22 protein-coding genes are annotated in these 23,330 nt (G+C 71.6%); 7 read left to right on the top strand and 15 right to left on the bottom strand.

What is annotated here, in order from left to right:
* The first annotated feature begins 31 nt into the window (after window positions 1-31).
* Together ACPCHZ_RS17365 and ACPCHZ_RS17360 are read left to right on the top strand one after the other, a co-directional pair.
* Window positions 32-991: a 2-hydroxyacid dehydrogenase gene (locus tag ACPCHZ_RS17365; protein ID WP_423485858.1), complete on the top strand. Its 960-nt coding sequence runs from the start codon at window positions 32-34 to the stop codon at window positions 989-991.
* Complete coding sequence (locus ACPCHZ_RS17360; protein WP_423485857.1) at window positions 988-2,097, top strand: glycerate kinase; 1,110 nt, start codon at window positions 988-990, stop codon at window positions 2,095-2,097. The genes ACPCHZ_RS17365 and ACPCHZ_RS17360 overlap by 4 nt, the downstream gene beginning before the upstream one ends.
* On the opposite strand, the gene ACPCHZ_RS17355 is transcribed toward ACPCHZ_RS17360, so the two are convergent.
* The 3 genes from ACPCHZ_RS17355 to rpsB form a co-directional block, all read right to left on the bottom strand.
* On the bottom strand, window positions 2,094-3,506 hold the full coding sequence (locus ACPCHZ_RS17355) for an amidase (RefSeq protein ID WP_423485856.1): 1,413 nt from the start codon (window positions 3,504-3,506) through the stop codon (window positions 2,094-2,096). The genes ACPCHZ_RS17360 and ACPCHZ_RS17355 overlap by 4 nt on opposite strands.
* A gap of 65 nt (window positions 3,507-3,571) precedes the next feature.
* Entirely contained in the window at window positions 3,572-4,387 is an 816-nt protein-coding gene (tsf, locus tag ACPCHZ_RS17350; RefSeq protein ID WP_423485855.1) for a translation elongation factor Ts, read from the bottom strand.
* Window positions 4,388-4,398: 11 nt separating this feature from the next.
* Window positions 4,399-5,271, bottom strand: a complete 873-nt coding sequence (gene rpsB, locus ACPCHZ_RS17345) for a 30S ribosomal protein S2 (protein ID WP_264015333.1) — start codon at window positions 5,269-5,271, stop codon at window positions 4,399-4,401.
* A gap of 292 nt (window positions 5,272-5,563) precedes the next feature.
* Between rpsB and ACPCHZ_RS17340 the strand changes: the two genes are divergently transcribed.
* A complete protein-coding gene (locus tag ACPCHZ_RS17340) occupies window positions 5,564-6,052 on the top strand; it encodes a M23 family metallopeptidase (protein WP_423485854.1) in 489 nt (162 codons plus the stop codon).
* 230 nt (window positions 6,053-6,282) lie between these two features.
* Window positions 6,283-6,582 (top strand): hypothetical protein, encoded by a 300-nt coding sequence (locus tag ACPCHZ_RS17335; protein ID WP_423485853.1) that lies wholly within the window; start codon window positions 6,283-6,285, stop codon window positions 6,580-6,582.
* Window positions 6,583-6,610: 28 nt separating this feature from the next.
* On the opposite strand, the gene ACPCHZ_RS17330 is transcribed toward ACPCHZ_RS17335, so the two are convergent.
* The 6 genes from ACPCHZ_RS17330 to ACPCHZ_RS17305 all read right to left on the bottom strand — a co-directional run bounded on the left by ACPCHZ_RS17330 (window position 6,611) and on the right by ACPCHZ_RS17305 (window position 12,711).
* Entirely contained in the window at window positions 6,611-7,513 is a 903-nt protein-coding gene (locus tag ACPCHZ_RS17330; RefSeq protein WP_423486091.1) for a tyrosine recombinase XerC, read from the bottom strand.
* Between the two features lie 43 nt (window positions 7,514-7,556).
* Entirely contained in the window at window positions 7,557-8,717 is a 1,161-nt protein-coding gene (locus ACPCHZ_RS17325) for a lactate 2-monooxygenase (RefSeq protein WP_423485852.1), read from the bottom strand.
* 46 nt (window positions 8,718-8,763) lie between these two features.
* A complete protein-coding gene (locus ACPCHZ_RS17320) occupies window positions 8,764-9,651 on the bottom strand; it encodes a siderophore-interacting protein (RefSeq protein WP_423485851.1) in 888 nt (295 codons plus the stop codon).
* Between the two features lie 64 nt (window positions 9,652-9,715).
* Entirely contained in the window at window positions 9,716-10,834 is a 1,119-nt protein-coding gene (dprA, locus tag ACPCHZ_RS17315) for a DNA-processing protein DprA (RefSeq protein WP_423485850.1), read from the bottom strand.
* Window positions 10,831-12,342 (bottom strand): YifB family Mg chelatase-like AAA ATPase, encoded by a 1,512-nt coding sequence (locus ACPCHZ_RS17310; RefSeq protein WP_423485849.1) that lies wholly within the window; start codon window positions 12,340-12,342, stop codon window positions 10,831-10,833. Before ACPCHZ_RS17310 ends, dprA begins: the two co-directional genes overlap by 4 nt.
* The gene (locus ACPCHZ_RS17305; protein WP_423485848.1) at window positions 12,343-12,711 is read right to left on the bottom strand and encodes a YraN family protein; all 369 of its coding nucleotides are present in this window, start codon (window positions 12,709-12,711) and stop codon (window positions 12,343-12,345) included. It lies immediately after the preceding gene.
* A gap of 167 nt (window positions 12,712-12,878) precedes the next feature.
* On the opposite strand from ACPCHZ_RS17305, the gene ACPCHZ_RS17300 reads away from it, so the two are divergent.
* On the top strand, window positions 12,879-13,697 hold the full coding sequence (locus tag ACPCHZ_RS17300; protein ID WP_423485847.1) for a DUF1206 domain-containing protein: 819 nt from the start codon (window positions 12,879-12,881) through the stop codon (window positions 13,695-13,697).
* 28 nt (window positions 13,698-13,725) lie between these two features.
* On the opposite strand, the gene ACPCHZ_RS17295 is transcribed toward ACPCHZ_RS17300, so the two are convergent.
* Window positions 13,726-14,124 carry a heme-binding protein gene (locus tag ACPCHZ_RS17295; protein WP_423485846.1) on the bottom strand — a complete coding sequence of 133 codons (399 nt, stop codon included), beginning with the start codon at window positions 14,122-14,124 and terminating at the stop codon, window positions 13,726-13,728.
* 120 nt (window positions 14,125-14,244) lie between these two features.
* On the opposite strand from ACPCHZ_RS17295, the gene ACPCHZ_RS17290 reads away from it, so the two are divergent.
* Window positions 14,245-16,782, top strand: a complete 2,538-nt coding sequence (locus ACPCHZ_RS17290) for an AMP-binding protein (protein ID WP_423485845.1) — start codon at window positions 14,245-14,247, stop codon at window positions 16,780-16,782.
* Here the strand turns inward: ACPCHZ_RS17290 and ACPCHZ_RS17285 are convergent.
* Genes ACPCHZ_RS17285 through ACPCHZ_RS17265 form a run of 5 tightly spaced genes read right to left on the bottom strand, consistent with a single transcriptional unit; the run spans window position 16,672 to window position 22,529 of the window.
* Window positions 16,672-17,472 (bottom strand): acyl-CoA thioesterase, encoded by an 801-nt coding sequence (locus ACPCHZ_RS17285; RefSeq protein ID WP_423485844.1) that lies wholly within the window; start codon window positions 17,470-17,472, stop codon window positions 16,672-16,674. The two genes, ACPCHZ_RS17290 and ACPCHZ_RS17285, sit on opposite strands and share 111 nt — an antisense overlap.
* Window positions 17,469-18,689 carry a CoA transferase gene (locus tag ACPCHZ_RS17280; protein WP_423485843.1) on the bottom strand — a complete coding sequence of 407 codons (1,221 nt, stop codon included), beginning with the start codon at window positions 18,687-18,689 and terminating at the stop codon, window positions 17,469-17,471. The genes ACPCHZ_RS17285 and ACPCHZ_RS17280 overlap by 4 nt, the downstream gene beginning before the upstream one ends.
* Before the next feature lie 23 nt (window positions 18,690-18,712).
* Complete coding sequence (locus tag ACPCHZ_RS17275; protein WP_423485842.1) at window positions 18,713-20,887, bottom strand: thiamine pyrophosphate-dependent enzyme; 2,175 nt, start codon at window positions 20,885-20,887, stop codon at window positions 18,713-18,715.
* Window positions 20,887-21,786: an arginase family protein gene (locus ACPCHZ_RS17270; RefSeq protein WP_423485841.1), complete on the bottom strand. Its 900-nt coding sequence runs from the start codon at window positions 21,784-21,786 to the stop codon at window positions 20,887-20,889. Before ACPCHZ_RS17270 ends, ACPCHZ_RS17275 begins: the two co-directional genes overlap by 1 nt.
* A 2-nt stretch (window positions 21,787-21,788) precedes the next feature.
* Window positions 21,789-22,529 (bottom strand): HAD-IIA family hydrolase, encoded by a 741-nt coding sequence (locus tag ACPCHZ_RS17265; RefSeq protein WP_407667616.1) that lies wholly within the window; start codon window positions 22,527-22,529, stop codon window positions 21,789-21,791.
* Window positions 22,530-22,701: 172 nt separating this feature from the next.
* On the opposite strand from ACPCHZ_RS17265, the gene ACPCHZ_RS17260 reads away from it, so the two are divergent.
* The gene (locus tag ACPCHZ_RS17260) at window positions 22,702-23,328 is read left to right on the top strand and encodes a sigma-70 family RNA polymerase sigma factor (protein WP_423485840.1); all 627 of its coding nucleotides are present in this window, start codon (window positions 22,702-22,704) and stop codon (window positions 23,326-23,328) included.
* Window positions 23,329-23,330: the final 2 nt, after the last annotated feature.

Here is a 23,330-nt window from a genome sequence, read left to right as displayed (position 1 = left end):
GAATCGGTCATCAACCGTAGGGTCGGCGGGGATGACCGGGCACGTCTACGTCTCCCGCCTGCTGACCGACCGGGCGATGGCCAGGCTGCGCGCGCTGGGGCGGCCGGTCCGCGCCGGCGGTGACGGCCCGCCCAGCCGGGCCGAATTGAGCGCCGGGATCGCCGGCGCCGCTGCGGCCGTCGTCACGCTGACCGAACGCATCGACGCCGAGGTGTTCGCCGCCGCAGGCGATTCCCTGCGGATCGTCGCGAACGTCGCCGTCGGCTACGACAACATCGACGTGCCCGCGGCCGCCGAGTCCGGCGTCATCGTCACCAACAACCCATGCGTGCTCGACCGCGCCACCGCTGACCACACCTTCGCCCTGATCCTGGCGGCCACCCGGCGGCTGCTCGACGGCGACCGGTTGATCCGCTCCCGGCAGCCGTGGATCTGGGGGCCGCGGATGCTGGTCGGTCTCGACGTCAGCGCGGGCGCGACGCTGGGTGTCCTCGGCTACGGCCGCATCGGGCGCGCCGTGGCCCGCCGCGCGAAGGCGTTCGACATGACGGTGCTGGCCGTCGCCAGGAGCCGCACGCCGGGCACCGAGGAGGACGGCGTCACGTTCGTCGACACCGCAACGCTGCTCGCCGAGAGCGACGTGGTGACCGTGCTGACGCCGCTGACACCCGAGACCCGCCACCTGATCGACGCCACCGCCCTGGACGCGATGAAACCGACGGCCTACCTGGTCAACACCGCGCGCGGCGGGATCGTCGACGAGCGGGCACTCGTCGACGCCCTGCACGCCGGCCGCCTGGGTGGCGCCGCGCTGGATGTGTTCGAGAATGAACCGCATGTCGATCCCGCACTGCTCGACGCGCCCAACCTGGTCCTCACCCCGCACATCGCCAGCGCGGGCGAGGCGACCCGCGACGCCATGGGCATCCTCGCCGCCGACAACGTCGACGCCGTGCTGTCCGGTCGCGAAGCGTTGACACCGGTCCGATGAAGATCGTCCTCGCACCGGACTCGTTCAAGGAGTCGATGACCGCCGCCGAGGCGATCGCCGCGATGCGCGACGGCGTTGCGGCCGCGCTTCCCGACGCCGAGTGCGTCGGCGTGCCGATGGCCGACGGCGGCGAGGGCACCGTCGACGCGGTGGTCGACGCCCTCGGCGGCAGCAATGTCACCGTCGAGGCCGCCGACGCACTGGGCCGCCCGGTCCCCGCCACGTACGGCCACGTCGCCGACCGCGGCCTGGCGGTCATCGAGATGGCGGCGGCCGCTGGACTGGAGCGCATCGCGACCGCCGAGCGGGATGTGTTGCGGGCGAGCACGTTCGGCGTCGGCCAGCTGATCATCTCGGCGCTCGACCGCGGCGCCACCGAGTTCCTCATCGGCCTCGGCGGGTCGGCCACCAACGACGCGGGTGCAGGCATGCTGACCGCACTCGGAGCGGTGCTGCTCGACGCCGACGGCGCTCCCCTGCCGCCGGGCGGCGCCGCGCTCGAGCGCCTCGACCGGGTCGACCTCACCGGGCTGGACCCGCGCCTGGCCGCGGCGCGATTCCGGCTGGCGTGCGACGTCACCGCGCCGCTGCTGGGCCCCGGCGGTGCGAGTGCGGTGTTCGGGCCGCAGAAGGGCGCCGGGCCGGCCGACGTCGAGCGGCTGGAGTCGGCGCTGGCCCGGTTCTCCGCGGTCGTCGGCGCAACCCACGTCGACACGCCCGGCGCCGGCGCGGCGGGCGGCCTCGGCTTCGCCCTGCTGCAGTTCCTCGACGCCGAGACCCGCCCAGGGGTCGAGGTGATCGCCGAGACCGTCGGCCTCGAGTCGGCGATGGCCGGTGCCGACTGGGTGTTCACCGGCGAGGGTGGGGTCGACGCGCAGACGATGCTCGGCAAGACGCCGTTCGGTGTCGCGCAGGTGGCCGCGCGCGCCGGGGCGCGGGTGGTGATCTTCGCCGGCCGGGTCGGCGACGACGCGGCGGTACTGCTCGATCACGGGGTGGACGAGATCGTCGGGATCACCGCCCCGGGCACACCGCTGGCCGAGGCGCTGCGCACCGGCCCGCAGTCGTTGGCAAGGGCCTGCGCCGAGGTGTGCCGCCGCCTCTAGACGTCCTGGATCCTCGCCCAGGGCCGGGCCTGCTCGAGTTCGTAGGCCAGCCCGAGCAGCCGGGCCTCGTGACCGAGCGTGGCCGACAGCATCATGCCGACCGGTAACCCCTCCGACGACTCGGCCAGCGGCAGCGAGATCGCCGGGTCACCGGTCACGTTCTGCAGCGGCGTGAACGCCACCCAGTCCATCAGCCGGTCGATGATCTGCTGATAGTCCGCGGTCGGGTCCAGATGCCCGACGCGGGGTGTCACCTGGGCCAGCGTCGGGGTGAGCAGGACGTCGTGATCGGCGGCGAGCCGGTTGGTGATGCGGCGCGCCTGCGACAGCCGCGCCATGGCCAGCGGCAGCCGGTGCAGGTTGCGTGCGGCATGCAGTTCCAGGCCAAGGGTGAGGTTGTCGAGCTTGTCGCGCTGAAAGCTCGGGCCGAACGTGCGGCGGCCGCCGCGCACCAGTGCGAACGACAGCAGCGCCCAGTACAGCAGGAAGTCGTCGCCGAACGTCTTGGGCACCGGTGGGTTCTCGATCTGTGTCACCCGGTGACCCAGTTCCTCGAGCAGCGCGGCGGTCTTCAGCGTGAGCTCACGCACGTCGGGGCTGGAGTCGCGCTCGATCGAGCGGGTGCACACCGCGATCCGCAGCCGCTGCCGGGCCGGGCCGGTGACGTCGCCGACCGGCAACAGCTTCGGATGCCGGTACACCCGTTCGGCTTCCCGGTAGAACGCCGCGGTGTCGCGCACCGACCGGGTGAGCACGCCGTTGGCGACGATGCGGATCGGCATCTGGCGCATCTGCCGGTCGAGCGGCAGCCTGCCGCGCGACGGCTTGAGTCCGACCAGCCCGTTGCAGGCGGCGGGGATCCGGATCGAGCCGCCGCCGTCGTTGGCGTGCGCGATCGGCACCACGCCGGCGGCGACGAACGCTGCGGATCCCGACGACGAGGCGCCCGCGGTGTGCTCGGGGTTCCACGGGTTGCGCACCGGGCCCAGCCGCGGGTGCTCGGCGGCGGCGCTGAAGCCGAACTCCGAGAGCTGCGTCTTGCCCAGCGGTATCAGGCCGGTGGCGAGGAAGGCGCGCGCGAAGTCGCCGTCGAGCCGCTGCGGGCGGGGATCCCACGCGTCGGTGCCCTCCATCGTCGGCATGCCCGCGACGGCCACGTTGTCCTTCAGGAAGGACGGGACGCCGTCGAAGAAGCCGCCGTACGGCGTTCGCGCCCCGGCCCTTTCGCGGGCGCGCTCGAAGGCGCGGAAGGCCAGGCCGTTCAGCCGGGGGTTGACCGCATCGGTGCGCGCGATCGCCGCCTCGACGAGTTCGGCAGCCGATACCCGGCCCGAACGCAGCGCGTCCACCAAAGCGACGGCGTCGTGGTCACCGAGGGCGTCGTCGCCGAAGGCCGCAATACGACTCATGCGCCGACGGTACCAAGTGGTACCGCCGGCGCATGAGAGTGAGTCGCGTCAGCTGTGGTGGGCCGTCAGGCCTGGCCGACCTCGAAGCGGACGAACCGCGTCACGGTCACACCGGCATCGTCCAGCAGCGCCTTGACGGTCTTCTTGCTGTCCGACACCGACGGCTGCTCGAGCAGCACGACGTCCTTGTAGTAGCCGTTGACCCGGCCGTCGACGATCTTGGCCAGCGCCTGCTCGGGCTTGCCCTCGTTGCGGGCGGTCTCCTCGGCGATACGACGCTCGTTGGCGACGATGTCCTCGGGGACGTCCTCACGGGACAGGTACTTGGCCTTGAGCGCCGCGATCTGCAGCGCCACCGCGTGGGCGGCCGACTTGTCCGAACCGGTGTACTCGACGAGCACGCCGACACCGGGCGGCAGGTCCGCGGCCCGCTTGTGCAGATAGGTCTCCACGGTGCCGTCGAAGTACGCGACGCGGCGCAGTTCGAGCTTCTCGCCGATCTTGGCGCTGAGGTCCGCGATCGTCTGCTCGACCGTGGTGTCGCCGACCTTGGCCGCCTTCAGCGCGTCGACGTCTTGCGCCTTCGATTCCGCAGCGGCGGCGACGATCTGATCGGCCACTGCTTGGAACTCGGCGTTCTTCGCGACGAAGTCGGTCTCGGAGTTGATCTCGATCAGCGCGCCATTCTTGGCCGCGACGAGGCCCTCGGCGGTGGCCCGCTCGGCACGCTTGCCGACGTCCTTGGCGCCCTTGATGCGCAGCAACTCCACGGCCTTGTCGAAGTCGCCGTCGGCGTCGACGAGCGCGTTCTTCGACGCGAGCATGCCGGCGCCGGTCAGCTCCCGAAGTCGCTTGACGTCGGCAGCGGTGTAGTTCGCCATTTCAGCCTTCCCTATGGGTTCGCAGGGGTGGTGGGTTCGGTCTGGATGTCGGCCTCCGGGGTGCCGGGCTCGGCGCCCGCCGCGGTCGGCGACGCGGTGGCAGTCGCGGTGGCGGACGCCAGCAGCTCCTGCTCCCACTCGGTGAGCGGCTCGGCGGCACCGTCGGCGTCGGGCTTGTCACCCGTGCGGCCGACGTTGGACCGGGCCTGCAGCCCCTCGGCCACCGCGGCGGCGATGACGCGGGTCAGCAGCGCGGCCGACCGGATCGCGTCGTCGTTGCCCGGGATCGGGTAGTCGACGAGGTCGGGATCGCAGTTGGTGTCGAGGATCGCGATGATCGGGATGTTGAGCTTGCGCGCCTCGGCCACCGCGAGGTGCTCCTTGTTGGTGTCGACGACCCAGATCGCCGACGGCACCTTCGCCATGTCGCGGATACCGCCGAGCGACCGTTCGAGCTTGTTCTTCTCGCGGGTCAGCATCAGGATTTCCTTCTTGGTGCGACCCTCGAAGCCACCGGTCTGCTCCATGGTCTCGAGCTCCTTCATCCGCTGAAGGCGCTTGTGCACGGTGGAGAAGTTGGTGAGCATGCCGCCCAGCCAGCGCTGGTTCACGTAGGGCATGCCGACGCGGGTGGCCTCTGCGGCGATCGACTCCTGAGCCTGCTTCTTGGTGCCGACCATCATGATCGAGCCACCGTGCGCGACGGTCTCCTTGACGAACTCGTACGCCTTGTCGATGTACGTCAGCGTCTGCTGCAGGTCGATGATGTAGATGCCGTTGCGGTCGGTGAAGATGAACCGCTTCATCTTGGGATTCCAGCGACGGGTCTGGTGCCCGAAGTGGGTGCCGCTGTCCAGCAGCTGCTTCATGGTCACGACGGCCATGGGTGTACCCAGCCTTTACTTGTCGGTTGTCGCCCGGCGTCGGGGTGATGCCAGGCCCTGGTGTCCGCTGGTTGCCGGACCCGGCCGAAGGAATCTTCGGACGGGACCGCCGGCATCCGGGTAGAACCGCCATGGGGCGGCCTGTGCAGACACGCGAAGTCAGCCCGCGCAAGCGAGCTGCGGTTAGCAGTTTACACCGTCTGACGGGGTGCTTTTGCCACGGTGACCTGGCCATCCACAGGTTGGGCGAGGAGCCTGGCGCAGCGGGCGTGCCATGCGCTGAGCTGGACCGATGCGGTGGCTGATGCTGATCGGCGTGGCGCTGACCCTGACCGCACCCGCGCACGCCGACGGTGTACGCCTGGACTGGCCGCTGCGGCCCCGGCCCGCTGTGGTGCGCGGGTTCGACGCGCCGACGCCCAACTGGCAGCGCGGGCATCGCGGTGTCGACCTGGCCGCCCCGCCCGGCGCGACGGTGTACGCCGCGGCGGCGGGCACGGTGGTGTTCGCCGGCGAGCTGGCGGGCCGCCCACTGGTCTCGATCGCCCACCCCGGCGGCCTGCGGACCAGCTACGAGCCGGTACGGACGACGGTGCGGCGCGGTCAACTCGTCGCCAAGGGCACGGCGGTCGGCGTGCTCGACGCCGGTCACGCGGGCTGCCCGGCCGAGGCGTGCCTGCACTGGGGCGCGATGTGGGGTCCGGCGGCGCGCGCCGACTACGTCGACCCGCTCGGCCTGCTGGCGGGCACCCCGATCCGGCTCAAGCCGGTCGCCGGCTGAACTCCCCCTTCGCGTAGCCCGCGAGCGTGCGTGTCTGCGCGCGACACGCCGATGCGCAGCGGCACTACGCGCACGCTCGGCGGACCGCGGGAGTGCGCTCAAGGTCGAAACGTGACCACGGATGCTCACCGCGCAGGGCCCCGCCGCGTGTGCACACCGAAAACCCTTGTGCTCGAGGCCGACTCGGGGCCCGCTTCGCGTGTGCGCTGCGACCGATAAACTCGGCGATCATGACGGAGCACGAAGCCGACATCGACCTCCCGATCGAATACCTTCCGGACGACGAGGGATTCCGTTGGTTGACGATCGACTCCCCGACCGCCGACATGACCGGATGGCGCGTCGAGGTCGCCGACGACGCGCCGTGGTTGATCTTCCGCAGCATGAAGCCCGACGAGACGTACCGCGACGTTCGCGACTTCGAACGGATGCCGTTCTCGCTCATCGGCGAGAGATGGAGCGCCCCCGTGAACTGGGGCGAGCTCGTCATCCGGTGGATCCCTCCGGAGTCCGCCGAACAGTCCGCCTAGCCGAAGAATGCTGCGGCGTGGGCGAGTGTCATGCCCGCGGGTGCGCCTGGTCGTGCACCGCCCGCAGCCGCGCGACGGTGACGTGCGTGTAGAGCTGCGTCGTGGCCAGCGTGGAGTGGCCGAGCAGCTCCTGCACGATGCGCAGGTCGGCACCGCCCTCGAGCAGATGCGTTGCCGCGCTGTGCCGCAGGCCGTGTGGGCCGATGTCGGGTGCGCCGTCCACCGCCGCGACGGTCTGGTGCACGACGGTGCGCGCCTGCCGCTGGTCGAGCCGCCGGCCGCGGGCGCCGAGCAGCAGGGCGCACCCGGAGCCGGAGGTGGCCAGGGCGGGCCTGCCGTCGGCCAGCCACGACGTGAGCGCCAGCAGGGCGGGCTCTCCGAACGGGACCGTCCGTTGCTTGTCCCCCTTGCCCAGCACCCGCAGCAGCCGTCGCGAGGTGTCGACGTCGTCGACGTCGAGTCCGCACAGCTCGCTGACCCGGATCCCGGTCGCATACAGCAGTTCGACGATCAACCGGTCCCGCAGGGCGAGCGGATCATTCTGCTGCGCACCGGAAGTGGCGGCCGCCATGGCGTCGAGCGCCTGGTCCTGGCGCAGCACCGACGGCAGCGTGCGACGGGCCTTGGGCAGCTGCAGCCGGGTGGCCGGATCGGTGGCGAGCAGGCCGCGGCGTACGGCCCACGCAGTGAACGTCTTGACCGCGGACGTCCGCCGGGCCAGCGTGGTGCGGGCGGCGCCGCCTCCGGCCTGCTCGGCGAGCCAGGAGCGCAGCACCGGCAGGCTCAACCCGGCGATGTCAACGCCGGGTAGCCGCCGGTCGACGAAGGCGAACAGCGATCGGAGGTCGCCGCGGTAGGCGCGGCGGGTGTGCGCCGAGCGCCCGCACTGCAGCTCGAGGTACTCGTCGAACTGGTCGAGGACCTCGTCGATCGTGGCCGTCACGCCCCTACCGTCGCAGAGCGCCCGCGGGTGTCTAGCCGACGCGCCGCAGCGTGTCCGGAGTGAGATCGGCCAGCGTCGGATAGCCGTCGACGGCCATCGTCAGGTCCGCCTCGGCCAGCAGTGACCGCAGCACGTGCACGACGCCGTCGGTGCCGCCGAGCGCCAGGCCGTAGGCGTAGGGCCGGCCGACGCCGACCGCGGTGGCACCCAGCGCGAGCGCCTTGACGATGTCGGCGCCGCTGCGGATGCCCGAGTCGAACAGCACCGGCAGCCCGTCGGCCGCGGAGACGACGTCGGGCAGGCAGTCGATGGCTGCCAGGCCGCCGTTGGCCTGCCGGCCGCCGTGGTTGGAGCAGTAGATGGCGTCGACGCCGCCGTCCTTCGCCCGCCGGGCGTCATCGGGATGGCAGATGCCCTTGACGATCAGCGGCAGGTCGGTCAGCGAGCGCAGCCAGGGCAGATCGTCCCAGGTGACCGGGTTGCCGAACAGCGAGACCCAGTGCAGCACGGCGGCCTGGGGATTCTCCTCGGGTGTCTGCGCCAGGGCGGCGCGAAACACCGGGTCGCTGGTGTAGTTGGAGAGGCACTTCCCCCGCAGCTGCGGGAAGTTCGACGTGGACAGGTCGCGGGGTCGCCAGCCCGGCACCCAGGTGTCGAGGGTGACGATGATGCCCTTGTATCCGGCGGCCTCCGCCCGGTGCACCAGGCTGGCGGCCAGGTCCCGGTCGGTCGGGCAGTAGAGCTGAAAGAAGCCCGGGGTGTCGCCGAATTCGGCCGCCACGTTTTCGAGAGGATCCTCGGTCAGCGTCGAGACGACCATCGGGACGCCGGTGCGCGCCGCGGCCTTGGCGGTGGCCACGTCGCCGTGCCCGCCCTGGGCGCAGATACCGATCACGCCGATCGGCGCCATGAACACCGGGGACGGCAGGTCGAGTCCGAACAGGTTCAGCGACAGGTCGCGTTCGCGGGTCGCGCGGAACATCCGCGGCATCAGTCCCCAGTTGTCGAACGCGGTGCGGTTGAGGCGCTGGGTGCGTTCGTCGCCCGCGCCGCCCGCGACGTAGGAGTACACCGACGGCGGCATCGCGGCTTCGGCCTTGGCCTCCCAGTCCGCGAACGTCATCGGCATCGTGGGCAGGACGCCGGACAGGCCCTGCAGGTAGATCTCGAACTGGTAGTTACCGAAGGTCATGGCGGCCAGCGTGCCAGCCCCGCAGGGTCGGCGGCCAGCCCGGGTGTCAGCCGGCCTCGGCCTTGGCGAGCTCGGCCTTCCACTGCCGGAAGGTCTCCTCGGTACGGCCGCGCCGCCAGTACCCGGAGATCGACGACGCCCACTTCGCGTCCACTTCGCGCTCCTTGCGGATGTACGCCCGCAGGTTGTGCATCACGGCCTGCGCCTCGCCGTGGATGAACACCTGGACCTGGCCCGGCATCCAGAGCGTCTCCTTCACCGCGGCGATCAGCGGCGCGTGGTCACCCGCCCGCTCCTCGGGTACCAGGTCGGCACGGCCACCGCGGTAGACCCAGATCACCGACACCCCCTCGGGGGCGGTGAGCTCGATCTGATCGTCCGGGCCGGCGACCTCGATGTAGGCCCGCCCGACGGCGTCGGCGGGCAGCGCCTCGAGAGCCGCGCCGATGGCGGGTAGCGCCGCCTCGTCGCCGGCGAACAGGTACCAGTCGGCCTCCGGGTCCGGTGAGAACGCCCCGCTCGGCCCCATCAGGTACGCCGGTTGGCCGGGCTGGGCCGCGGCGGCCCACGGACCCGCCACGCCGTGTTCGCCGTGCACGACGAAGTCGATGGTGATCTCGCCGCGCTCGGCATCGACCCGGCGCACGGTGTAGGTCCGCACAGTGGGCTGCTGCTCAGCAGGCAGCGCGGAGAAGCTGTCCATCGTCAGCGGGGTCTCCAGCGCCGACACGTCGACCCCGGATGGCACGAACACGAGCTTGACGTACGAGTCGGTGTTCTCGCCGGGCGTGAAGGTGCCGAAGCCGCCGCTCTTCCCGTTGTGGCCGTCGTTGCGGCCGTCGGTGTGGTTGCCGCCCAACACCACTCGGACCATGTGCGGTGCCAGCTGTTCGCTGCGCACCACCTCGAAGGTGTGTATCGGACGTCCCGCCACTGTGTTCCTCCACTAAGTCTCGCCGTCGCCTCGACTATACGAGCGTGCCCGTCCCGGCGGCCTCCTACCGATTCCGGACCAGTTTCCAGCGGCCGTCGCGCTGCGTGACCAGGCCTGCGAGTTCCATCGCCGCCAGCGGGCCGATGACGCGCGGCCCCGGCACGCCCGCCGCCACCGCGATCTCGTCGACGGTGCGTCCACCGCGGGCGGGCAGCGCGTCGTACACCCGCCGCTGTGCGTCGTCGAGCCCGTCGAGCGGCGTCGTCGGCCGCTGCTCTTCCGGAGCCAGCTCACCCATCCGGCCCACCAGTTCGACGACGTCCTCGGCCCGGGTGACCAGGTCGGCACCGTCGCGGAGCAGCCGGTGACAGCCGACCGACACCGACGACGTGACGGGTCCCGGCACTGCACACACGGTCCGGCCCAGCGTCCGTGCCCATCCGGCGGTACTGGCGGCCCCGCTGCGGGCGCCGGCCTCCACCACCACCGTGGCGCCCGACAGCGCGGCCACCAACCGGTTGCGGGTGAGGAACCGCAGCCGGCCGGGGCGCACGCCCGGCGGGTACTCGCTGACCACCAGGCCGTCCTCGGCGATGCGCCGCAGCAGCGCGGTGTGGCCGGCCGGATACGGCACGTCGATGCCGGCGGCCAACACCGCGACCGTCAGCCCGTCGGATGCCAGCGCCGCGCGGTGTGCCACCCCGTCGATGCCGTAGGCGCCACCGGAGACCACGGCCACGTCGCGGGCGGCCAGCCCCGCGCAGAGGTCGGCGGCGACGTGCTCGCCGTAGGCCGTCGCCGCTCGGGTGCCGACCACCGCGGCGGCCCGAACCGGCACCTCGTCGAGGCGGGCTGCCCCGACCACCCACAGCACCAGCGGCGGGTGGCACTCCCGCGGCCGTGCCGACCGGCCGAACGCCGCGAACGCGAGCGCCGGCCACTCGTCGTCGCACGCCGTCACGATGCGGCCCCCGAGCCGTTCGGCGATCTCGAGATCCTCTCGTGCGCAGTTGATCTCGCGACGCGCCTCGGTGTGGGCGGCCAACCGTTCGCCGACGGCGCCGCAGCGGATGCGGTCGGCCGCCTCTCCAGGACCGACGCGGGCGACGAGCTCGGCGAGCTCGGGACACGGCGGCTCGGCCACCCGCGACAGGTAGGCCCAGACGCGGGCATCGGCGTTCATCGCGCACCTCCGAATTGGCGGAAGCCCAGCGCCGTGACGACGTCGTCGATCTCCGGCGAGGAACGGCCTGCCAGATCGGCCAGTGTCCAGGCGACCCGCAGTGTGCGATCCATGCCCCGGATGGACAACTGGCCGGTGTCGACGGCGGTGCGCAACGGTTTCATCGCCTGCTGGGACAACCGGAATCGGCGGCGCAGCAGCGCGCCGCTCACCTCGGCGTTGGTGCGGATGCCGTGCGATCGCCAGCGGTCCTCGGCGGCGGCACGGGCGGCGGCCACGCGCGCCCGCACCTCGCCGGTGGCTTCACCGTCCTCGGCGGAGAACGCCCCGGTGCGGGCCGAGTGCATCTGCACCCGCAGGTCGACCCGGTCCATCAGCGGACCGGACAGCTTGCCGAGGTAGCGGCGCTTCTCGGCACTGCCGCACATGCAGTCCCGCGGATCGATCGGTGCGCACGGACACGGGTTGGCGGCCATCACCAGCTGGAACCGCGCGGGGTAGCGCGCCACCCCGTCGCGACGGGCGAGCCGGATCTCGCCGTCTTCCAGTGGAGTTCGCAACGCCTCCAGCACGGGCAGGCCGATCTCTGCACACTCGTCGAGGAACAGCACCCCTCGGTGCGCCCGGCTCACCGCACCCGGGCGGGCCATCCCCGTGCCGCCGCCCACCAGGGCCGCCACGCTCGACGTGTGATGCGGCGCGACGAACGGCGCGCGGGTGATCAGCGGTGCGCTGCCCGACAGCAGGCCCGCCACCGAGTGGATCGCCGTGACCTCGAGGGACTCCTCGTGTGACAGCGGCGGTAACAGCCCTGGAAGCCGTTGCGCCAGCATGGTTTTACCCACGCCCGGTGGTCCGGTCAACATCAGGTGGTGGGCACCGGCCGCCGCCACCTCGACGGCATAGCGGGCCTCTGTCTGTCCGACCACATCTGCCAGGTCCACTGTGTCGTCGGGCGTCGCAGGCGGTGCGATGATCCGTTCGGCGAGTGGCGCCTTGCCTGCCAGCCACGCCTGCAGCTGACCGAGGCTGCGGACGCCGAGCACGTCGATGCCGTCGATGAGGCTGGCCTCGGCGAGGTTCTCCACCGGCACCACCACCGTCGGCCAGCCTTCCCGTTTGGCCGCCAGCACTGCGGGCAGCACGCCCTTGATCGCCCTCACCCGGCCGTCGAGCGCCAATTCGCCCAGCAGCACAGTTTTTTCCAGCCGCGGCCACTCCTTCTTCGAGTGCGCCGACAGCACCGCGGAGGCCAGCGCGATGTCGTAGACCGACCCCATCTTCGGCAGGGTGGCCGGCGACAGGGCGAGCGTCAGGCGCGTCATCGGCCACTCGTTGCCGCAGTTGGTGATCGCCGCGCGCACCCGGTCGCGCGACTCCTGCAGCGCCGCGTCGGGCAACCCCACGAGGTGCACGCCGGGTAGCCCATTGGCGATGTCGGCCTCGATCTCCACGATGTGGCCGTCCAGGCCGCGGACCGCCACCGAGAACGCCCGGCCCAGCGCCATCTACCCCACCCCCTGCACGTGCGTGATCTCCGGCACCGGGCGACGTCCGATGCGTACACCGATGACGTCCAGCCGTACCGCCGCCCAGCTGTCGGGCTGACCGGCCAACCACACCCCTGCCAGCCGCCGCAGCCTGCGCACCTTCTGTGGGGTGACCGCCTGCGCCACCCCGCCGAACCGGTCCGATGTCCGCGTCTTGACCTCGACGAACACCACCGCCCGCGTCGCGGGGTCGGTGGCGATGACGTCGAGTTCGCCGTAGCGGCACCGCCAGTTGCGAGCCAGTACCCGCAACCCGAGCGATGTCAGGTGCTCGACGGCGAGCTTCTCGCCGAGTGCGCCGATCTCGGCACGTGTCCACATGGTCATGGCTGCCACGCTGGTCCGGCGCACCGACACCCCTGCCTCGGCCGGCCCGGTTCATCCCCAGTCACGGCTTCGTGCACATCGCGGCACGACCGGGTTTCGTAAGCGTTAAAAACGGGGTATACGGGCGCGTCCCATTCAGTCGAACTGCGGAGTCGCAGGAGGTCCACATGAGTTCCAGACCGACCCAGGGCGTGGTCGACAGGGCCACCGACAGCGACGCTTTCGAATACGCGGCGCGCGCCGGCTTCGCCATCAGCGGGGTGCTGCACCTACTCGTCGGCTACATCATCCTGCGCATCGCCTTCGGTTCCGGCGGCAACGCCGACCAGTCCGGCGCGCTGTCCACGATCGGCAACCAGACCGGCGGCAAGATCATGTTGTGGATCGCGGCCGTGGGACTGGTCGCGCTGGGACTGTGGCGGCTGGCCGAAGCGGTGATCGGCTCCAAGCCCGGTGAGAGCTCCGGCCAGGGACAGGACGACTCGCCCGCCTGGAAGCGGGGCAAGGCCGTGGCGCTGGCGATCGTCAACTTCGCGATCGCGTTCTCGGCGGCGCGCTTCGCCACGGGCAGCGGCCAGTCCAGCGGCCAGCAGAACTCCGGCATGTCTGCGCAGCTGATGCAGTCGGGCTGGGGCAAGGTGCTGCTCGTCGCGGTCGGCCTCGGTGTGATCGGCGTCGGCGGCTACCACGTCTACAAGGGCGTGACGAAGAAGTTCTTCAAGGATCTGCGGGTGTCGGGCGGCAGCGGCGTCAAGGCCGTCGGCATCGCCGGCTACGTGGCCAAGGGCCTCGTGCTCGCCGGCGCGGGCATCTTGGTCATCGTCGCGACGCTGCAGGCCGATCCGGCCAAGGCCTCGGGACTGGACGCCGCGGTGAAGACCCTCGGTGAGGCGCCGTTCGGCAAGTTCCTGCTGGTGGTCGCTGCAATCGGTATCGCCGCGTTCGGCGCCTACAGCTTCGTGCGGGCGCGCTACGGACGGATGTGAACCACGCCGACGCGCCGGGGTGACGGGTTCAGTCCTCTAGCGCGTCGAACAGCGTGGCCAGCTGGCCCGGGGTGACCGCCGTCCCGCACCGGTTCCGCAGGTCGGTCAGCGGCCGGGCGATGTTCTGCAGATCGAAGTACTCGTTCGGGTGGCTCTCGAAGTAGCCGCGCACATTGCGCTCCGCGTCAGCGGCCGGCTGGTTCACCGCGGCGGTCAGCACGTCGTTCGCGCCGGGGTGGGTGGCCAGGTAACCGCCCGCGGCGTTGAGCACACCGCTGGCGGTGGTGGCGTAGCCGCTGGCGCTGCACGGGTCGGGCTGGGCGCTCGCCGCCGGGAGCGCGATGGTGGCCGCCGCGGCACCGCCGAGCAGGCATGCGGCGAACGCGCCGCCGATTCCACGGCGCACGGTCGTTGCTGGGGATGTCATGAGCTTCTCGTCCTCGTGTCGTCGGGCCGGGTCCGGCCTTCGGACCCGCTGGTCAAATACCCGCGGGACGCGGGCTCAACCGCACCGCGGCGTTTGCCGGACAGCGGTAAGTTCGGGCAGGTGAGGCTAACCGAACATCTGAACGCCCACGGCGACGATGTCGCGGTGCTGACGTCAGCGCACACGCTGACCTACGGCGACCTCGCCGACCGGGTGGACGCCGCGGCCCGCGCCCTCGGACCCGACCGCAGGCTGGTACTCCTCGAGACCCGCAACGACGTCCCCACACTCGTGCACCATCTCGGCGCGCTGGCCGCCGGTCATGTCGTGCTCCCTGTGCCCGCGGGACGGGACCACTCGGCGATCCTGCACACCTACGACCCCGACGTCGTGGTCACCTCGGCCGGCGTGCACCACCGCCGCGCAGGCAGCCGCCATGAGCTGCACCCCGACCTCGCGGTGCTGCTGTCGACGTCGGGCAGCACCGGTTCACCCAAGCTGGTCCGGCTCTCCCGCCGCAACCTGAGCTCGAACGGCGCCGCCATCGCCGACTATCTCGACATCCGCCGAACCGACCGCGCCGCAACGACTCTGCCGATGTCGTACTGCTACGGCCTCTCGGTGGTGCACAGCCACCTGCTGCGTGGCGCCGGGCTGATCCTCACCGAGCGGTCGGTGGTCGACGACGAGTTCTGGCAGCTGTTCCGGCGACACCGCGGCACGACGTTCCCCGGGGTGCCCTACACGTTCGAACTGCTGGACCGGATCGGGTTCGACGCGATGGACCTGCCCGATCTGCGCTACCTCACCCAGGCCGGCGGGCGGTTGCCCCCCGAGCGGGTGCGCCGCTACGCCGCACTCGCCGCCGACCGCGGCTGGCAGCTGTTCGTGATGTACGGCGCCACCGAGGCGACCGCCCGGATGGCTTACCTGCCACCGCATCTCGCGGCGACCCGACCCGCTTCGATCGGTGTGCCGATCCCCGGCGGATCGTTCTCCATCGACCCCACCGGCGGCTGGCCCGACGGCACCGGCGAGCTGGTCTACCGCGGCGCCAACGTCATGATGGGTTACGCGCACAGCCCGGCCGACCTCGGGCTCGGGCCAGGCGGCGACACGCTGCGCACCGGCGACATCGCCCGCCGCGGCGCCGACGGCCTCTACGAGGTGATCGGCCGCCGCAGCCGGTTCGTCAAGGTCCACGGTCTGCGCATCGACCTGCAGGCCGTCGAGTCCGCGCTGGCCGAGCGCGGCGTGAGCGCGTTGTGCACCGACCTCGGCGACGGACTGGCCGTCGCGGCGAGCGGGCCGGCGGACGACACCGCGCTGCGGCGTCTCACCGCCGAGGTCGCAGGCGTGCCCGTCGACACGGTCCGCGCGGCGGCGGTGCCCGAACTCCCCCAGCTGCCGTCCGGCAAGCCGGACTACCCGGCCGTGCGGATGCTGGCCGACCGCCCGGACGATGCACCCGACACCTCCGACCTGCGGTCGATCTTCGCCGATGTGCTGCAGATCGAACCCGCGGCCGTCACACCCGAGCGGAGTTTCGTCGACCTCGGCGGCAATTCGCTGTCCTACGTGACAATGTCGGTGCGACTCGAGCGGGCGCTCGGCCGGCTGCCCGCCGACTGGCCGCGCCTCGCGGTGCGGGATCTCGAGCGCGCCGGATCGCCACCGCGGCGGCGGTGGGGCGCGACGCTCGAGACCAGTGTGGCGCTGCGTGCCGTCGCGATCCTGTTGATCGTCGGCTCGCACGCCGGGCTGTTCGAGCTGTGGGGCGGGGCGCACCTGCTGCTCGGGGTGGCCGGCTACAACGTCGGCCGGTTCTGCCTGACACCGCTGCCGCGCCGCGAACGGCTGCGCCACCTGCGGGCCACGATCGCCTGGATCGCCGTGCCGTCTGTGCTGTGGGTGGCGCTGACGCTGCTGTTCATCGACCACTATCACGCGTCGAACCTGTTGCTGGCCAACAAGTTCCTCGGCCCGCACGACAGCATGACCGCGGGCAGGCTGTGGTTCGTCGAGGTGCTGGTGTGGATCCTGGCCGGGGTGGCGCTGCTGTGCGCGTCGGCCGCCTTCGACCGGTGGGAACGGCGGTACCCGTTCGCGGTCGCCGCCGTGTTGCTGGGGTTCGGCGTCGCGCTGCGGTACGACGTGCTCGGCCTGGATCTCGGCCGGGATGCGTGGTTCACGGTGCTGGCCTTCTGGTTCTTCGCGGCGGGCTGGGCCGCGGCGAAGGCGGCGACGGTCTGGCAGCGCCTGACCGTCACGTGTGTCGTCGCCGTCGGGCTGATCGGCTATTTCGGCGACCCGCTGCGGGAAGTGATGGTGCTGAGCGGTTTCGCGTTGTTGATCTGGCTGCCCGCGATCCGCTGTCCGGCGGGCCTGACCGTGGTGGCCGGGGTGGTCGCCGAGGCGTCGCTGTACACCTATCTCACCCACTACCAGGTCTATCCGCTGTTCGACGGCCATCCCGCCGTCGGCGTCGTCGCCGCGGTCGCGGTGGGCGTGGCGCTCACCCAGGCGGTGACGACGCTGCGCAGGCGGCTACTCCCGGTCCGCGATCAGCCCCTCCTGCACCAGCGTGGCGGCGATGACGCCGTCGTCGCGGACCAGGCTGGCGGTGATCACGGCGCGGCCCCGAGCCGCGGCGGGTGAGGTCGATTCGAGCAGGTTCCACTGGTCGGCGCGCACCGGTCGGTGGAACCACACCGAGGAGTCCGTGGTGCCGCTGCGGTGGGTGCGGGCCTGCATGGAGTGGCCGTGCGCCTGTAGTGCCGGATCGATCATGTACAGGTCGGTGACGTAGACCGCGACGAGCGTGTGGGTGAGCGGATCGTCGGGCAGGTCGACGGTGGCGCGCCACCACATCCGCCGCACGAACAGGTCATCCGAGCGTTCGTCGGCGATGCGGATGTCGAGTTCGTCGAGCGGCAGCGACGGCGCGGGCCCCGGTGGCCCGGTCTGCGGCAGGGTGTCCGGATGCGCCGGCATCGCGGATCGCCGCCCGTGCTCGGGTCCGGCGATCGGGGCGGCGAACGCCACGGTCGCGGTGGTGAGCAGGCGACCCGCCTGCTGGGAGTCCACCCGGCGCGCGGCGGCGGTGCGGCCGTCGAACACCGGTGTGACGGTGTAGTCGACCGGGTCACCGGCCTCGCCGCCGCGAAGGAACTCCAGATGCATGTTGGTCGGCGGGCGGGCCGCGTCGACGGTGCGCGCGGCGGCCGCCAGGCTCTGCGCGGCGAACTGGCCGCCGAAGGACCGCTTGCCGGCCGGGCCGCTGGCCGCGCCGGTCCAGCCGCCGTCCTGCGCCGGCTGCACGTCGAGCAGGGTGAGTAGCCGGCTCATGCGGATCCCGTTGCCACGACGCCGCTTCCGACGAGCCGGCCGACGTCGTCGGCGCCCAGGCCCAGCCAGTCGGACAGCACCGCGGCGGTGTCGTCGCCCAGCGCGGGTGCCGCGACGGCCGGTGGGTAGACGCCGCCGATCGCCATCGGCAGCCCCGGCGCGAGGTACTCGCCGATCCGCGGCTGGTCGAGGCGGATGAACAGCGGGTTGTCGGTCACCCGGTCGTCGGTGGCGACGTCGGCGAAGCTGCGGTAACGCTCCCACAGCACCGACGTCGCCGCCAGGGCCGCGGCGATCTCGTCGGCGGTGTGTCCGGTGAACCACACGGTGAACAGCCCGGTCAGCGCGTCGCGGTGGCGGTACCGTTCACCCTCGTCGGTGAAGTCGGCGCCGAGCGCCTGCCCCAGTGCGGCAACGGCTTTGGCGGTGCCGGTCGTCTCGGTCAGGTCGCGGAAGTGCCGGTTGGTGAGCGCGACGACCATGAACGCGGCGCCGTCGCTGCTGGTGAAGTTCTGCCCGTAGGTACCGAAGAGCGAGTTGCCGATCCGTTGCCGCTGCGCGCCGTTGACCATCACCTCGGTCAGGAAGCTCAGGTTGCCCGCCGTGGCGAGCGCGACGTTGTCGAGCGGGATGGCTATCCGCGCGCCGGTGCCGGTGGCGTCGCGGTGCCGCAGCGCCGTCGACACCGCGAGCGCGGTGTACAGCCCGCAGGTGACGTCCCAGGCGGGCAGCACGTGGTTGACCGGTGTGGCCAGCTGAGCCGGACCGGTCACCAGCGGGAAGCCGACCGAGGCGTTGACGGTGTAGTCCACTCCGGTGCCGCCGTCGGCGCGCCCCGACACCTCGACGTGCACGATGTCGGGCCGGAGCGCCACCAGCGTGTCGTACGAGTGCCACTGTCGGCCCGCGACATTGGTGATGAACACGCCGGCGTCGGCGATGAGCCGGGTGACGAGGTCCTGACCCTCGGATGAGCGCAGGTCGGCCGCGACGGACCGCTTGCCCTTGTTCAGGCCTGCCCAGTAGATGCTGTCCCCGGCGTCGGTCACCGGCCAGCGGTGGTAGTCGGCCGCGCCGCCGATCGGGTCGACGCGGATCACCTCGGCGCCGAGCTGCGCGAGCGTCATCCCGGCCAGCGGCACCGCGACGAAGCTCGAGATCTCGACGATCCGGACGCCGGCCAGCGGGCGCGTCGGGTCGGGGGCTGGTTCGGCCATCCGCTCAAGCTAGCAAGCGGCAGTCAGAGCGTGGTCATGGTGAGCACCGCCGACTCGATGGTGTCCTCGGACAGGAGCACCTGCAGGGCGGCATCGCCGAGCGGGATGAAGCTGTCCTCGCCGGCGACGCGGGCCAACGGGCCGGTGTAGCCGTGGGCGAGCAGGGTGGCGAGCACCCCTTCGCCGACGCCGCCGGTCGTCCTGGTCTCGTCGACGACGAGCACGCGGCCGGTGGCGCGGGCCTCGCGCAGCATGTCCTCGACGGGGAGCGGTGCCAGCCAGCGCAGGTCGACGACGCGGATGCCGATGCCTGCGCGCTCGAGACGGCGCGCCACCCGCAGACTCATCCGCACGCCGTTGCCGAACGTCAGGACCGTCAGGTCGGCACCGTCGCCGTGGGTGCGGGCCCGTCCGATCGGCGCGACGTCCTCCGGATACGGCGCCAGCCACTGCTCGTCGCCGTCCATGTACAGGTCACGGGTGTGGTAGAGCGCGATCGGCTCGAGGTAGACGCACACCGTGCCCGCGGCGTCGGCGGCCGCGGCGCAGGCGTGCAGCATCGCCGCGGCGTCGTCCGGTCGCGACGGCGACGCGATCACCACCCCGGGGATGTCGCCGATCGCGGCGATCGAGTTGTCGTTGTGGAAGTGGCCGCCGAACCCCTTCTGGTAGCCGTATCCGGCGATCCGCACGATCATCGGATTGCGGTACTGGCGGTCGGAGAAGAACTGCAGGGTCGCGCCCTCGCCACGGATCTGGTCGGCGGCGTTGTGCAGGTACGCCAGGTACTGGATCTCCGGAATGGGCAGCAGCCCCGACATGCCGGCGCCGAGCGCCAGCCCGAGGATGGCCTGCTCGTCGAGCAGCGTGTCGAAAACGCGAGCGCGCCCGGCCGCGTTCTGCAGTCCGCGGGTCACCCCGTACACCCCGCCCTTGCGGGCGACGTCCTCGCCGAACACCAGTGCGCCAGGCCTGCGTTCGAGGATCTCGCGCAGCGCCCGGTTGATCGACTGCGCCAGCGTCAGCGGGTCACCGGCTTCGCCTGCGGGCGCGAGGGATTCCGGGCGCGCCGATGCCGCGACCGCCTCGGCCATCGCATCGCGCAGCGGCCGCACCACCTCGGCCGTCGTCTCGAGTTGCGGCCGGCCGACAGCCTCGCGCGCTGCGGCGAGCACCTCGGCACGGACGGCCTCGTAGCGGTCGATCACCTGCTCGGGCGTCAGCACACCCGCGGCGACGAGGTGGTCGGCCGTGCCGAGCAAGGGGTCCCGGTCGAGATCGGCCATGATCTCGTCGGGCCTGCGGTAGGCGGGCTCGAAGTCCGAACCCGCATGCCCCATCAACCGGACGGTGCGCAGATGCAGGAAGGCGGGCCGACGGTTGCCGCGCACGTACGCGGCGGCGGCCTGTGCCACGTCGAACGTCTCGGCCGGGTCGGCGCCGTCCGCCGCGAAATACTCCAGCCCGGTGCGGTTCTCGTACGTCCTGGCCACCCAGCCGCGCGGTGTCGGGGTGCTGATGCCGATGCCGTTGTCCTCGCAGACCAGCAGCAGCGGCATCGGTAGACCCTGGTAGGCCGAGTGCATCGCGGTGTTGATGGCGCCGACCGCGGTGGAGTGATTCACCGAGGCGTCGCCGAAGCTGCACACCGCCAGTGCGTCGTCGGGCCAGGCGCCTGCCACGCCGAGCTTGCGCGCCCTGGCGATGGAGAACGCCACACCGACAGCCCGCGGCAGGTGGGAGGCGATGGTCGACGTCTGCGGGATCACGTTGAGCCCGCTGCTGCCGAACACTTTGTGCCTGCCGCCGGAGATGGGTTCCGCCGCCGCGGCGACCAGCCCGAGCAGCACGTCGCGTACGGCGTCCGCCATGCCGTCGCGGCCGCCGGCCTGGCCGGCCCGCGCCACGAAGAAGCCACCGGACCGGTAGTGCAGCAGGGCGGGATCGGTGACGCGAAGGGCCGCGGCCACCGCCGCGTTGCCCTCGTGCCCGGAGGAACCGATCGTGTAGAAACCCTTGCCTTTCGACCGCAGTTCGCGCGCGGCGATGTCGAGGTGGCGGCTGCGCAGCTGGGCGTCGAAGATGTCGAGCCCCTGTTGTGCGGTGAGCGCCGCTCCGTCACGAGGAGGGACCCGCGGCGTGCCGCCGGTCATCGCGCCTACCGCCGCGAGGAAGTGGGTGTCGACGGATTCGGCCATCACGCCGTCCCGGTCGCGGCAGGCAGCACATCGCGCACGAATTCCACGATGCGCGCCGCATCGGCGCCGTCGGTGTCCTGGTCGGGGTCGTAGATCGCGAGGCTGGCGCCCACACATCCGCCGGTTTCGGCCATCGCCAGGACCAGTGCGGTGAGCTGCCGCCACGTCAGGCCGCCGGGTTCGTCGGGGACACCGGGCAGCCCCTGCGCGGGGAACTCGACGGGATCGAGGACGTCGAGATCGATGTGCAGCCACCACCTTTGGGTGGACAGCGCCGCGAGTGCACGGCGCCCGGTCTGCGGCGGGTCGGCCGCGACGTCGGCCAGCGGCGCCAGCCACACCCCGCAGTCGGCCAGCGTCCCGACGTTGAACTGCCTGCGCCACGACTCGTCACGCGGTCCGAGCACCACCAGCCGGTCGCGTTGCAGCGCCGGCAGGCGCTGCGCCAGCGGGCCTTTCAGGAGTCGGCCGGTGATGCCGAGCAGCAGACCGATCTCCGTGTTGGCGGCCTCCCCGTCCTCGGACACGTCGAGCGGCATGGTGTCCTCGTGGCCGTCGACGAACACCAGCCCGGTGCCGGCCGTGTGGTCGCGCAGGCCGGTGGCGATGCCGAAGAGCATGGCGCAGTCGCCGCCGAAGACCACGGGGAACCGGCCGGAGGTGACCGCGGCGCCCACCCGTTCGTTGAGCGCGTCGGTCATCGCGAGAAGGGCGGGCTCGTTGATCAGACCGTTGCGGCCGCGGGCGGGTTCGGCCTGCGGCAGGACGATGTCGTCGTCGCGGACGATCTCGCCGACGTCTGCGAGGCCGGCGGCGCGCAGTGCCGCCGCCGCGCGCGCCTGGTTGCCCGCGCGTCCGTAGCCGTCGAACGGCACACCGATCAGCTCGACGGTCGTCATCGTCAGATGAGCTCGATGGCCTCGGCGATCGACGGCAGCACCCGGCTGGGCCGGAACGGGTACCGCTCGATGTCGGCCTGCGTGGTGGACCCGGTGAGCACCAGGATGGTCTCCAGCCCGGCCTCGATTCCCGCGACCACGTCGGTGTCCATCCGGTCGCCCACCATCACGGTGCTCTCCGAGTGCGCCTCGATGCGGTTCAGTGCGCTGCGGAACATCATCGGATTCGGCTTGCCGACGAAGTACGGTTCGCGGCCGGTGGCCTTGGTGATCATCGCCGCGACCGAACCGGTCGCAGGCAGCGGCCCCTCGGCCGACGGGCCGCTCACGTCCGGGTTGGTGGCGATGAACCGGGAGCCGCTCAGGATCAGCCGGACCGCCTTGGTGATCGCCTCGAACGAGTAGGTTCGCGTCTCGCCGAGCACGACGAAATCGGGGTCGACGTCGGTGAGGGTGTAGCCCGCCTCGTGCAGCGCGGTGGTCAGGCCGGCCTCGCCGATGACGTAGGCCGACCCGCCGGGCAACTGGTCCGCCAGGAACGTCGCGGTCGCCAGCGCCGAGGTCCAGATCGAGTCTTCCGGCACCGTCAGCCCCGACCGGGACAGCCGGGCGGCCAGGTCGCGCGGGGTGAAGATCGAGTTGTTGGTGAGGACGAGGAAGGGCCGTTCGAGTTCGGTCAGTCGCATCAGGAACTCGGCGGCGCCCGGCAGGGCGTGCTCCTCCCGGACCAGGACGCCGTCCATGTCGGTGAGCCAGCACTTCGGTGTGTCACGCACCCGTTCAGTGTGTCAGCCCTGGCAAGAGCCGGTTGCGAAGTAGTGCTAACCCCCACCCGGCTGTCCGGCCAGCACCATTCCGGCCGCACCCCCGTGGCCATAGCGTCATTCCTGTACCGACTCGAAAGGGATGACGGACATGGTGGCTACGGAAATGATTGCCGGAGAACGAATTCTGCGCTCGTGCGGCTCGACCACGATCGACCCGGAGCTGGCCGCGCGATTCGAGCGGGACGCGCTGCCCTACGTCGACCAGCTGTACCGGGGCGCACTGCGCCACACCCGCAGCCGGATCGACGCCGAGGACCTCGTGCAGGAGACGATGATGAAGGCCTACGTCGGCTTCGCCACCTTCCGCGAGGGCAGCAACCTGCGGGCCTCGCTGTTCCGCATCATGAGCAACGCCTGGATCGGCGCCTACCGGACTTCACAGCGCAGGCCCGACGAGTTCCTCACCGACGAGCTGACCGACGCCCAGTTCTACGCCACGGCGGCGACGCGGCCGTCGGCCGAACTGGAGGCCCTGGCGGGGATGACCGACGACCACGTGCGGGCAGCGCTGGACGCACTGCCGGAGGGCCAGCGGCTCGCGGTGTACTACGCCGACGTCGAGGGCTACAAGTACCAGGAGATCGCCGACCTGATGGCCGTGCCGCTGGGCACCGTGATGTCAAGGGTGCACCGGGGGCGGCGGCAGCTGCGCCGGCTGCTCGCCGACGTCGCCGGGGAACGCGGCTATGCGGCGCCGGTCGCCGTCGCGTCCTGAAC

This window comes from Mycobacterium sp. NPDC050041, assembly GCF_049541695.1.
Taxonomy (GTDB): Bacteria; Actinomycetota; Actinomycetes; order Mycobacteriales; family Mycobacteriaceae; genus Mycobacterium.
Note: the sequence above shows the minus strand (reverse complement) of the source record. Positions and strands in the feature narration are given on the sequence as shown.

What these genes read in the sequence shown, in the direction of transcription:
- ACPCHZ_RS17365 (WP_423485858.1), top strand. Translation starts at nt 32, where the DNA reads ATGACCGGGCACGTCTACGTCTCCCGCCTGCTGACCGACCGGGCGATG.
- ACPCHZ_RS17360 (WP_423485857.1), top strand. Translation starts at nt 988, where the DNA reads ATGAAGATCGTCCTCGCACCGGACTCGTTCAAGGAGTCGATGACCGCC.
- ACPCHZ_RS17355 (WP_423485856.1), bottom strand. Translation starts at nt 3,506, where the DNA reads ATGAGTCGTATTGCGGCCTTCGGCGACGACGCCCTCGGTGACCACGAC.
- tsf (WP_423485855.1), bottom strand. Translation starts at nt 4,387, where the DNA reads ATGGCGAACTACACCGCTGCCGACGTCAAGCGACTTCGGGAGCTGACC.
- rpsB (WP_264015333.1), bottom strand. Translation starts at nt 5,271, where the DNA reads ATGGCCGTCGTGACCATGAAGCAGCTGCTGGACAGCGGCACCCACTTC.
- ACPCHZ_RS17340 (WP_423485854.1), top strand. Translation starts at nt 5,564, where the DNA reads ATGCGGTGGCTGATGCTGATCGGCGTGGCGCTGACCCTGACCGCACCC.
- ACPCHZ_RS17335 (WP_423485853.1), top strand. Translation starts at nt 6,283, where the DNA reads ATGACGGAGCACGAAGCCGACATCGACCTCCCGATCGAATACCTTCCG.
- ACPCHZ_RS17325 (WP_423485852.1), bottom strand. Translation starts at nt 8,717, where the DNA reads ATGACCTTCGGTAACTACCAGTTCGAGATCTACCTGCAGGGCCTGTCC.
- dprA (WP_423485850.1), bottom strand. Translation starts at nt 10,834, where the DNA reads ATGAACGCCGATGCCCGCGTCTGGGCCTACCTGTCGCGGGTGGCCGAG.
- ACPCHZ_RS17310 (WP_423485849.1), bottom strand. Translation starts at nt 12,342, where the DNA reads ATGGCGCTGGGCCGGGCGTTCTCGGTGGCGGTCCGCGGCCTGGACGGC.
- ACPCHZ_RS17305 (WP_423485848.1), bottom strand. Translation starts at nt 12,711, where the DNA reads ATGACCATGTGGACACGTGCCGAGATCGGCGCACTCGGCGAGAAGCTC.
- ACPCHZ_RS17300 (WP_423485847.1), top strand. Translation starts at nt 12,879, where the DNA reads ATGAGTTCCAGACCGACCCAGGGCGTGGTCGACAGGGCCACCGACAGC.
- ACPCHZ_RS17295 (WP_423485846.1), bottom strand. Translation starts at nt 14,124, where the DNA reads ATGACATCCCCAGCAACGACCGTGCGCCGTGGAATCGGCGGCGCGTTC.
- ACPCHZ_RS17285 (WP_423485844.1), bottom strand. Translation starts at nt 17,472, where the DNA reads ATGAGCCGGCTACTCACCCTGCTCGACGTGCAGCCGGCGCAGGACGGC.
- ACPCHZ_RS17280 (WP_423485843.1), bottom strand. Translation starts at nt 18,689, where the DNA reads ATGGCCGAACCAGCCCCCGACCCGACGCGCCCGCTGGCCGGCGTCCGG.
- ACPCHZ_RS17275 (WP_423485842.1), bottom strand. Translation starts at nt 20,887, where the DNA reads ATGGCCGAATCCGTCGACACCCACTTCCTCGCGGCGGTAGGCGCGATG.
- ACPCHZ_RS17270 (WP_423485841.1), bottom strand. Translation starts at nt 21,786, where the DNA reads ATGACGACCGTCGAGCTGATCGGTGTGCCGTTCGACGGCTACGGACGC.
- ACPCHZ_RS17265 (WP_407667616.1), bottom strand. Translation starts at nt 22,529, where the DNA reads ATGGACGGCGTCCTGGTCCGGGAGGAGCACGCCCTGCCGGGCGCCGCC.
- ACPCHZ_RS17260 (WP_423485840.1), top strand. Translation starts at nt 22,702, where the DNA reads ATGGTGGCTACGGAAATGATTGCCGGAGAACGAATTCTGCGCTCGTGC.